We start from the raw sequence: 8,857 nt of genomic DNA, 5'->3' as shown, positions 1-8,857 counted from the left end.
GTTTTGACCCAGTTGGAGCAAAAACGACAGGCCTTGGAGAAAAAGCAGGTGGAAACCGACCGACTGTATCAGCAACGGGAGGAGGACGCCCGCAAGGCCAGGGAATTTCGCACGCAGAGGGAGAAGGCGCGGGACAATGCCCGCAGCCGGGGTGAGGCGGACGCCCGCCGCATATTGCGGGACGCAAAATCCGCCGCCGACCAGACGATGAACGAGCTGGCAGAACTGCGCAGACAGCAGGCCAGGGCCGACGCGGCGCAAAACCTGAACGAAGCGCAGTCCGCCATCCGCCGGGGACTGAACGAGGCAGAGGAAAAGCTGCGCAGCCGGGAGTTTGAGCCGGAGCCGATTCCAAAGCCCAGCCGCCCCATTCAAAAGGGCGATCAGGTGGAAATTCCCGGTGTGAAAACCCCGGCGGAGGTGGTCTCCGTGGGAAAAGACGGGGCGCTGCAATTGCAGGCGGGTCGGATGAAAATGACCGTGAAGGCCGACGAGGTGCGGCTGATTGAGGCGGCCGAGCGGAAAAAGTCCGCCCCGGTCCGCTCCAACCCGGACCGGCAGCTCTTGCGCCCCGCCGCCACCAGCGAGCTGGACATCCGGGGAATGGAGAGCATTGAGGCCGAGAGCGTGGTAGAAACCTTCCTTTCCGCCGCCGTGATGGGACGGCTGGAAACCGTCACCATTATCCACGGCAAGGGAACGGGAGTTCTGAGAAAGGCCGTCCACGAGCTGCTGCGCCGGAATAAGGCGGTGAAGAGCTTCCGTCTGGGGGTCTATGGCGAGGGTGAGTCCGGCGTCACGGTGGTGACGATGAAATAGGAAGCCGCCTTGGGGCGGCAGAGGTATTTTTGCGGGCCGCCGCCCCAAAAGGCGGCGGAATCAATTGATGAGGTGAAAGAGATGCAGACTTTGCCGAAACAGTATCACATTCAGTGCGCACCGGGGGACGTGGGCCGCTATTGCATTTTGCCCGGGGACCCGGGCCGCGTGGCTTCCATCGCCGCTTTGCTTGACGGCGCGGTGAAGGTGGCCCAAAACCGGGAGTATACCACATGGACGGGAACGCTCTTGGGAGAGCGGGTTTCCGTCTGCTCCACAGGCATCGGCGGGCCCTCCGCCTCCATCGCCATGGAGGAGCTGGTAAAGTGCGGGGCGGACACCTTTATTCGCACCGGCACCTGCGGCGGCATCGCGCTGGAGGTCCAGTCCGGCGACATCGTGGTGGCCACGGGGGCCGTGCGCTTTGAGCACACCAGCATGGAATACGCGCCCATCGAGTTTCCCGCCGTGGCGGACTTTGGGATTACCGGGCATTTGGCGGAGGCCACCAAAGCCCTTGGCTATCCGCTTCACACCGGCGTGGTCCAGTGCAAGGACAGCTTTTACGGTCAGCATAGTCCGGATAAATCTCCCGTTTCCTACGAGCTTCTGCAAAAGTGGGAGAGCTGGAAGCGCCTTGGCGTGAAGGCCAGCGAGATGGAGTCCGCCGCCCTGTTCGTGGTGGCGGCGGCGCTGGGGGTGCGGTGCGGCTCTTGCTTCCATGTGGTTTGGAATCAGGAGCGGGAGAAAGCGGGATTGGACCAAAATATGAGCGAGGATACCGCCGCTTCCGTGAAGGTGGCGGTGGAGGCCATGAAGCTGGTGATTGCGGCAGACCAAGCGGCGGAGAAATGAGCGGGACATGAGCTTTGAAGACCTGTGGAACACGGCGCTGCCGGGCGGGATTTCGCTGACGTTTGGGAAGGTCGCGTCCGCCGTGGGCGTGCTGCTGGTCTGCCTGATCGTCATTCGGATTCTCATGCGGCTTCTTCGCCGGATCATGAGCCGCAGCAAGCTGGAGGAGCGGGTACTCAAATACCTGCTGATGGGCGTGAAGCTGGTGCTCTACATCATCACGGCAATCATCGTGGCGGACACGCTGGGCATCAATTCTTCGTCCTTTGTGGCGCTTTTGAGCGTGGCTTCTCTGGGGGTGACGCTGGCGGCGGAAGACATTTTGGGCAACGTGGCCGGAGGACTGGTGCTGCTGTCCTCTCGCCCTTTCACGCTGGGGGATTTTATCGAGACGGACGGCGTGTCCGGCACGGTGGAGGAAATGGCCCTGAACCACACTAAGCTGGTGACGCTGGAGGGGCTGACGGTGATGATTCCCAACCGAAAGCTCTCCTCCGAAAAGCTGACCAACTATACCGCTCTTGGCCGCCGACGCATCTGCCAGAAGGTGAACGCGCCCTATTCTGCGCCGATTGACACGGTGAAGGCCGCCTGCCGCGCGGCACTGGAACGGACGGAGCGGATGCTGGAAGACCCCACGCCCTCGGTTTACCTGACAGAGTGCCGCTCCAGCGCCATGGAATACAGTGTGTACTGCTGGGCAACCACGGCAAATTACTGGGATGTCTATTTGACCCTCGGGGAAAACCTGCGCCGGGTCTTTGAAGAGCAGGGCATCGAAATGGCCTATGACCACCTGAACGTCCACATTGTGGACGGGAAAAACGCGTAAAACAGCGAAAACACAAAAGTCCCGTGAGATTTCGTCGAAATCTCACGGGACTTTTTATGAAAAGATGGGTTGCAGTCCTAAATTGCAAGGGACTAATTAAAGCTCCCGCAGCTTGTACATATCCATGCGCCGGGCGGAAAGGATGGGAAGCTGGCTGCGCACGGACTCGATTTTGGAAAGGTCTAGCTCAGCATACAGCACCGTGGCCGCACCCTCCGCGCGGCACAGAACCGTTCCCCAAGGATCCACGGCAAGAGAGTTGCCGTAGGCCACGTAGGACGCATCCATATTCCGGGCGGGGGATACCCCCACTGTAAAACACTGATTGTCCACCGCCCGCTGGCGGAACAAAAGCTCCCAGTGGGCGGGGCCGGTGGTCATGTTGAAAGCCGCCGGAACGAAGATGCACTTTGTGCCCCGCAGGGCCATGCACCGGGCCAGTTCCTCAAACCGCAGGTCAAAGCAGATACAAAGGCCCATGGGGCCAAACTCTGTGTCAAAAGTGGTAATCTGATCGCCGGGGGTGAGGGTGTCGGACTCAAAAAAGCGCTGTCCGCCCGCTACGTTAATGTCGAAGAGGTGGGCCTTGCGGTGGCGGGCAAGCTCTCGGCCTTGGCGGTCGTAGACATAAGACGTGTTGTAAACGTTTCCGCCCGAAAGCTCGGGGACGGAGCCGCCCACGATGTAAATACCAAGCTCCCCCGCAAGCCGGGAAAGCGCAGACTGCGCCTGCCCGCCCGCTGCTTCGCCAAAGTCACGGAAGCAGGCGTTGTCGTAAGGACAGCAGAACATCTCTGGCAGAACGGCAAAATCCGTTCCGTTTGCCGCCGCTTCCCGGATGTTTTCACACGCGAGGGTGATGTCGGCGGTCTTGTCACCGGTGCCCCCCGCCAGTTGAATCAGCGCGACTTTCATAGAAACGCTCCTTTCTTGGAAAACATTGTTTCTCCCGCGTTTTTCGCTCTTCAAGATAAAGAAACGACGGGCATCTGGGCTGGTGCGCGGGATTCTCTCCCGAGAGAATTGCTTACAGGCCGTTGACCACCCGTTCCGGCCGATTTCTGGACAACACGCTCTCCAAATCCTCAAACAGCATCCGGTGTGCCGCGCGGAAAGCGGACTGCGCCGCGCCCCCGAAATGGGGGCAGAGAATCAGTCTGTCCGGAAATTCTGCGGCCAGACGAACCAGCGGATGGTCCGCCCCGGCAGGCTCCGGCTCGTAGCAGTCCAGCGCCACGCCCCTAAGCCTTTCCTCCCGTACGGCGGCGCATAAAGCCTCGTCGTCGATAATCGCGCCCCGGGCGGTGTTCACAAGGTAGGCCGTGGGCTTCATCCGGGCGAGAAATTCCCGATTGACAAGTCCTCGGCTTTGGTCGTTTGCGGGCAGGTGGAGGCTGACGATATCGCTCACTGCCGCCAGTTCCTCCAGCGGGAGATAGCGGGCGTTCAGCCGCGTCTCCGTCTCCGCGTCCCGGCGGTGGGGTGCGTAATAATACACCGTTGCGCCAAAGGGACGCAGCCGCTCCGCCACCGCCTGACCGATGGCCCCGAAGCCCACCAGACCCACGGTGGAAACCGACAAATCTGCGGGAACGTCCTGCTCCACCAGCCGCACGGCCTCGGCCTGTTTACCCGCGCGAACCATGCGGTTGCCCCACAAAACCCGGTGGAGCAGCATGCCCATCAAGGTCACAGACAGCTCGGAAACTGCCGCGGCGTTGCATCCGGCGCAGTTGCACACGTAAATGCCCCGGGCCCGAGCCGCTTCCAGATCAATGCGGTCAAAGCCCACGCCCTCGGAGTGAATCAGCTTCAGATTAGGCATGTTGGAAATCAGTTCCGCCGACACGGGGGTCACTGGTATGACAAACAGCGCGTCCGCATCGCCTGCGGCGGCAAGCCACTCCGCCTCGGTTCCTTCCCGGTCGCAAAAAACCAGCTCCGCTGACTTGGCGGCAGGAAGGTCTGGACGAAAAGCGTCATAGCGGGATTTGGGGGCCAGCACCAATACTTTCATAAGCACAGTCCTTCTATTGTGAATTTTCCCCGTCCTCGGCTGACTTTTCCGCCGAGGCTGCGGAACTGCCGTTCTTCTCGCCGGTTTTTTCTGTAGGGTCTAAGGGTTCAGCGGTTTTCTCGTCGGGAGTTTCCGCCCCGTCTGTGGGTGTGACGTTCTCGGTGGGGGCTTCGGCTTTTTGGGAGGGGCGCTCTCCCTCAGGAGAGGATGCGGCGGCGTTTGCCGTGTTCTCTGTTGTCGGCTCCGGAAGTCCCTGTGCCGCGCGAACGTCCCAGGGAGTAATCTTCATCAGGTCGTCCCGAGACACGGTTTCCATGGCCGCCAGCCGGTTGGCCTGATTGACCAGAAGCCGCTCAAAAATATTCCGCACGCCCCGGGCGTTGCCAAAAGAGATGGAATCCGCGTTTTCCTCCGCGATAAACTCCCGGACCAGCCGCCGGGTTTCCTCTTCCGGCTGATAGCAGCCCTTTTTGCACTGAATGTCAAAAATGGACAGCAACTCCTCCGGCGTATAATCCTCAAAGTGCAAAAAGCGGTTAAACCGGGATTCAAGGCCGGGATTGGAGTGGACAAAATCGTCCATCAGCCCGTCGTATCCGGCGACGATGACCACCAGATCGTCCCGGTGGTCCTCCATGGCCTTGAGGAGGGTATCAATGGCCTCCTGCCCAAAGTCGTTTTCCGCCCTTCCGTTAAGGGCGTATGCCTCGTCGATGAACAACACGCCGCCAAGGGCTGCGTCGATGACCTTGCCGGTTTTAATGGCGGTCTGGCCCACGTACCCGGCAACAAGGCCGCTGCGGTCCACCTCCACCAGATGGCCTTTGGAGAGAATGCCAAGGCTGTGGTAAATGCGGGCCATCAGCCGGGCCACGGTGGTTTTGCCCGTACCCGGATTGCCGGAGAAGACCATGTGAAGACTCAAATCCGCAACCGGCAGGCCGTGGTCCTTGCGAAGCTGGTGGACCATGGCCAGATCAATGAGGTTCTTCACCTCTTTTTTTACGGCGGTCAGGCCGATATAGCCGCCCAGCTCCGCCTGCAAATCTTCAATTTTCTCCGGCGGCGAAACGGGCGGCTCCGCAGGAGTCCCTTCGTCGTTTCCGGTGGAGGAGGCGGTGCCGCCGCCCTCTTTTGCTCCGCCGGTTTTCAGCGGAGGTGCGGGAGGGGGCGCAGACGGGGCCTTCGGCTCCGCAGGTTTCGGCGGAGCCGAGGGGTGGCCCCAGAAATCCGTCTCCATCCGGCGCAGGTTGTTTTCCGACATAGCGCGGATCACATCCAACTGCTGCAAAATAATCTGGTCCTTTTTGCTGATGTCTTTCCTGTCCATACGCTCACGCTTTCATTAAAGAGGTGTGCTCCAGCGCCCGGAACAAAAGTCCCGCCGCAAAGCCCGTCAAAGCCCCGGTAAACAGGGATACCCCAAGCAGAAGGGGAAGATAATAGAGCGGGGCCGCGTTGCCCAGCGTCAAAATCGCAGCCGCCACCTGACCGCAGTTGTGAGCCGCCGCCCCGCCCACAGACACGCCGTATACCGACAAAGGCCGGAATCGGGACAGTAGGAACATGGCCCCCATGGCGCAAAGCCCGCCCAGCAGGGAAAACAACAGCGCGTTCACGTTTCCCGCGAACAGCGCGCCCAGCGTGCACCGGGCAATGAGAATCAAAAGCGCCTGCCCTGCCCCCAATGCGTACAGCGAGAAAACGGTGACAATGTTTGCAAGCCCCAGCTTTACCCCCGGCAGGGGAATGGCAAGGGACAGGGGAAGAAGATTTTCCGCGTAGCTCAGCGCCAGCGCCAGCGCGGTAAGCACGGCGCACAGCGTCAGTTGTCTTGTTGTCAGCTTCATCCCATCACCCCACCACGGCGTCCACGCCGTTTTCCGTGTTTCCCGCCAGCATGACCGAAATCCGCGCAGGGAGGCACACCACGCTCTGACCGGACCGGTGAATTGCCCCGGTGCGGACGCACACCTGATTGGGGCAGTCGGCCTCCAGCACCTCCGCCCCGTCGGGAGACAGGCGGAGACGGAGGGTATAGCCGTTTGCGGTCAGCTCTCGCACCTCCGGCCCGGCAAGAAGGGAGAGGTTTACCGTCTCCGTCACCTGTCCGTCCACGGAAATAACGGCGGAAAGCCCGCTTTCCGCCCCGCGCCCCCACACGCCCAGCGCCAGCGCAGCGGCCAGCAGAATGACAAACAGCGCCACCAGCGCGTCGGCGGGTTTAGGCCGGATTTCCGGAGACTGTCTCATAGGCATAGCCGCTGCCGTCCTCCTGCTGAAATTTGTCCGCAAGGCCGTCGGTCACAAGAACCCGACCGTCCTCCGTCACCATTACAAGGTCAAAATCATAGACGCCGGAGCGCCAGAACTCCACAGCTTTTTCTTCACCCATCACAAACAGGGCGGTGGAAAACGCATCGCACATGGTGCCGTGGCCGGGCCCATCGCCGTATTCGTCTCCGTTTGCGGGGGCCACCACGGTGACGGAGGTGAGACCGCTTTCGGCGGGATAGCCGGTGACGGGGTCCAGAATGTGGTGATAGCGTTTGCCGTTTTCCTCAAAATACCGCTGATAGCCGCCGGAGGTGACGGCGTAGGCATCCGTCAGGGAGAGAACGCCCGCAAAGCCGGAGGGTTTTTGGGGGTCCTGCACGCCCACCCGCCAGTCGCTCCCGTCCGGTTTGCTGCCCCGGACATAGATGTTGCCCCCCAGAGATACCATGGCGCTCGTCACGCCGCTTTCGGATAGAATCCCCTCGCACAGGTCGGAGGCATACCCCTTGGCGATGCCGCCCAGATCGATCTTCGTCCCCCCGTCCAAGGTAATCGTACCATCCCCGCCAAAGAGAATGTGGCTGCTTCCCACATGGGGCAGCAGGCGCTCCAGTTCCTTTTGCTTGGGAATCTGATAGTGGTCCGTGGTAAAGCCCCAGGCGGAAACCAGCGGGGCCACGGTAATGTCAAATGCGCCGTCTGTCGCGTCGCTGTATTCAATTGCGGAGGTAATCAGCTGCGAGATATCCGCTTCCTCCGCCGGCAGGCCCACCCCGGTATTCAGCCGGGAAATGGCGCTGTCTATGCGCGTGCGGGAAAGGCGCAGGTCCAGACTGTACAGCTCATCGCGCACCGCACTCACGGCGTTCTGGGCGTTGCCGTCATAAGCGGTGACGGACATGTTGGTGTCCATGGCATAAAATTCGGCGGAGGTACCTTCCTCCTGCCCACAGGAGGAAAGACCCGTGATCAGCGCCGCGCACAGCGCGGCGGCAAGCAAACGTCTCATGTGTGTATTCCTCATATTAAAAGTTTGATAAAAACCTAGAGCTTTGAGAACTATCAGTATAGCACGATTTTGCCGGTCAAACAAGCGGGGAAGCCGCCCCTCTTCGCTTTTTTCACCAAAGCCCTTGCAAAGAGATGAACAATCTGCTAGAATAACACGGTATGCGTGGGCATTTCTCGGCGCTGATTTTGAAAAACCCATGGAGGTTGCGATATATGCAAAAAAGAGACAGGGAAGAACTGAAGCGGAACAACGCGCCCCTCAACGGTGCGCTTAAATTTTTTATCGGAGGCTGTCTTGCGGAAATTTATCTGCTGATGGTGCGAAAATACTATGTCAACGGCAATATAGACCAAATGCTGGGCTGGGACGCCGCTATGCCAACCCTGATGGGAGTCGGCGCGGCGCTGCTGGCGCTGGGTGTGGTCTTGGCCGTGGTGTGGAGAAAAGAGCGGGGCTGGAAGCAAACGGTGGTTTGGGCAGGGGTGTTTGCGGGCCTGTTTCTCTCCGCCGGAAATTGGATGGTCAAAGCGGTGTATCCTACCGGCGTGACCGTGCTCACCGTGCTTACGGCGGCTGCTATGCTGCTTGGGGTGCTCTGGTGCCTGTACGCGCGGGAGTGCTTTTTTGCCATGACAATTCTGGGGACGGGCCTGTTTGCCACTTGGGTCTGCCGCCATGGGATTGGCAGCCAGCAGTGGAGAATTCTTGTAATCGCGGGCGCCTGCGTCTATCTTGTTTTGCTGGCCGCCGCGTTTATGGCGGCGCGGAAGCTGGAGCGGACAGACGGAGTGCTTGGCGCACTTCGGATTCTTCCCAAGGATACTGACGGCACCGTTTTGATGGTTTCCTGCGGGATTTCCGCCGTGGCTGTGGTGCTGTCTCTGTTCAGCGCCGCCATTGCCTATTATGCCATTTGGGTGCTGGGCATTGCGATTTTTATTCTGGCGGTGTACTACACCGTCAAGGAGCTGTAAGCCGGTCAGACACGAGCGGGCTCATAAATGAAAAAGCGGAGCGCCGTGGGATTTTCCCATGGCGCTCCGTT

10 protein-coding genes are annotated in these 8,857 nt (G+C 60.3%); 4 read left to right on the top strand and 6 right to left on the bottom strand.

The window, feature by feature from the left end; genetic code table 11:
* From RTK01_RS06345 to RTK01_RS06335, 3 genes are all read left to right on the top strand, one after another.
* The coding region (locus RTK01_RS06345) for a Smr/MutS family protein (RefSeq protein WP_312280165.1) at positions 1 to 819 on the top strand (819 nt) is incomplete at its 5' end.
* Between the two features lie 81 nt (positions 820 to 900).
* Positions 901 to 1,674 carry a uridine phosphorylase gene (udp, locus tag RTK01_RS06340; RefSeq protein WP_312280164.1) on the top strand — a complete coding sequence of 258 codons (774 nt, stop codon included), beginning with the start codon at positions 901 to 903 and terminating at the stop codon, positions 1,672 to 1,674.
* Positions 1,675 to 1,681: 7 nt separating this feature from the next.
* On the top strand, positions 1,682 to 2,506 hold the full coding sequence (locus RTK01_RS06335) for a mechanosensitive ion channel family protein (RefSeq protein WP_312280163.1): 825 nt from the start codon (positions 1,682 to 1,684) through the stop codon (positions 2,504 to 2,506).
* Positions 2,507 to 2,602: 96 nt separating this feature from the next.
* Here RTK01_RS06335 and RTK01_RS06330 read toward each other — a convergent pair whose 3' ends face one another.
* From RTK01_RS06330 to RTK01_RS06305, 6 genes are all read right to left on the bottom strand, one after another.
* Positions 2,603 to 3,421, bottom strand: coding sequence for a carbon-nitrogen hydrolase family protein (locus RTK01_RS06330; RefSeq protein ID WP_312280162.1), 819 nt, complete (start codon positions 3,419 to 3,421; stop codon positions 2,603 to 2,605).
* A 112-nt stretch (positions 3,422 to 3,533) separates the two neighbouring features.
* Positions 3,534 to 4,523, bottom strand: coding sequence for an NAD(P)-dependent oxidoreductase (locus tag RTK01_RS06325; protein ID WP_312280161.1), 990 nt, complete (start codon positions 4,521 to 4,523; stop codon positions 3,534 to 3,536).
* Between the two features lie 13 nt (positions 4,524 to 4,536).
* Positions 4,537 to 5,853 carry an AAA family ATPase gene (locus RTK01_RS06320; protein WP_312280160.1) on the bottom strand — a complete coding sequence of 439 codons (1,317 nt, stop codon included), beginning with the start codon at positions 5,851 to 5,853 and terminating at the stop codon, positions 4,537 to 4,539.
* Between the two features lie 4 nt (positions 5,854 to 5,857).
* A complete protein-coding gene (locus RTK01_RS06315) occupies positions 5,858 to 6,373 on the bottom strand; it encodes a Gx transporter family protein (protein ID WP_312280159.1) in 516 nt (171 codons plus the stop codon).
* A gap of 4 nt (positions 6,374 to 6,377) precedes the next feature.
* Positions 6,378 to 6,782: a NusG domain II-containing protein gene (locus tag RTK01_RS06310; RefSeq protein ID WP_312280158.1), complete on the bottom strand. Its 405-nt coding sequence runs from the start codon at positions 6,780 to 6,782 to the stop codon at positions 6,378 to 6,380.
* Entirely contained in the window at positions 6,748 to 7,809 is a 1,062-nt protein-coding gene (locus tag RTK01_RS06305) for an FAD:protein FMN transferase (protein WP_312280157.1), read from the bottom strand. The genes RTK01_RS06310 and RTK01_RS06305 overlap by 35 nt, the downstream gene beginning before the upstream one ends.
* Before the next feature lie 215 nt (positions 7,810 to 8,024).
* Here RTK01_RS06305 and RTK01_RS06300 point away from each other — a divergent pair, with 215 nt between their 5' ends.
* Positions 8,025 to 8,786, top strand: coding sequence for a hypothetical protein (locus tag RTK01_RS06300; protein WP_312280156.1), 762 nt, complete (start codon positions 8,025 to 8,027; stop codon positions 8,784 to 8,786).
* Positions 8,787 to 8,857 lie beyond the last annotated feature (71 nt).

The sequence above is a fragment of the Oscillibacter sp. genome (genome assembly GCF_031978065.1).
GTDB lineage: Bacteria > Bacillota > Clostridia > Oscillospirales > Oscillospiraceae > Oscillibacter.
The sequence above is the reverse complement of the archived record's forward strand: the minus strand, read 5'-3'. Positions and strand labels throughout refer to the sequence as shown.

Coding starts and splice junctions, on each gene's coding strand:
- RTK01_RS06325 (WP_312280161.1), bottom strand. CDS start 4,523: ATGAAAGTATTGGTGCTGGCCCCCAAATCCCGCTATGACGCTTTTCGT.
- RTK01_RS06335 (WP_312280163.1), top strand. CDS start 1,682: ATGAGCTTTGAAGACCTGTGGAACACGGCGCTGCCGGGCGGGATTTCG.
- RTK01_RS06305 (WP_312280157.1), bottom strand. CDS start 7,809: ATGAGACGTTTGCTTGCCGCCGCGCTGTGCGCGGCGCTGATCACGGGT.
- RTK01_RS06315 (WP_312280159.1), bottom strand. CDS start 6,373: ATGAAGCTGACAACAAGACAACTGACGCTGTGCGCCGTGCTTACCGCG.
- RTK01_RS06310 (WP_312280158.1), bottom strand. CDS start 6,782: ATGCCTATGAGACAGTCTCCGGAAATCCGGCCTAAACCCGCCGACGCG.
- RTK01_RS06330 (WP_312280162.1), bottom strand. CDS start 3,421: ATGAAAGTCGCGCTGATTCAACTGGCGGGGGGCACCGGTGACAAGACC.
- udp (WP_312280164.1), top strand. CDS start 901: ATGCAGACTTTGCCGAAACAGTATCACATTCAGTGCGCACCGGGGGAC.
- RTK01_RS06320 (WP_312280160.1), bottom strand. CDS start 5,853: ATGGACAGGAAAGACATCAGCAAAAAGGACCAGATTATTTTGCAGCAG.
- RTK01_RS06300 (WP_312280156.1), top strand. CDS start 8,025: ATGCAAAAAAGAGACAGGGAAGAACTGAAGCGGAACAACGCGCCCCTC.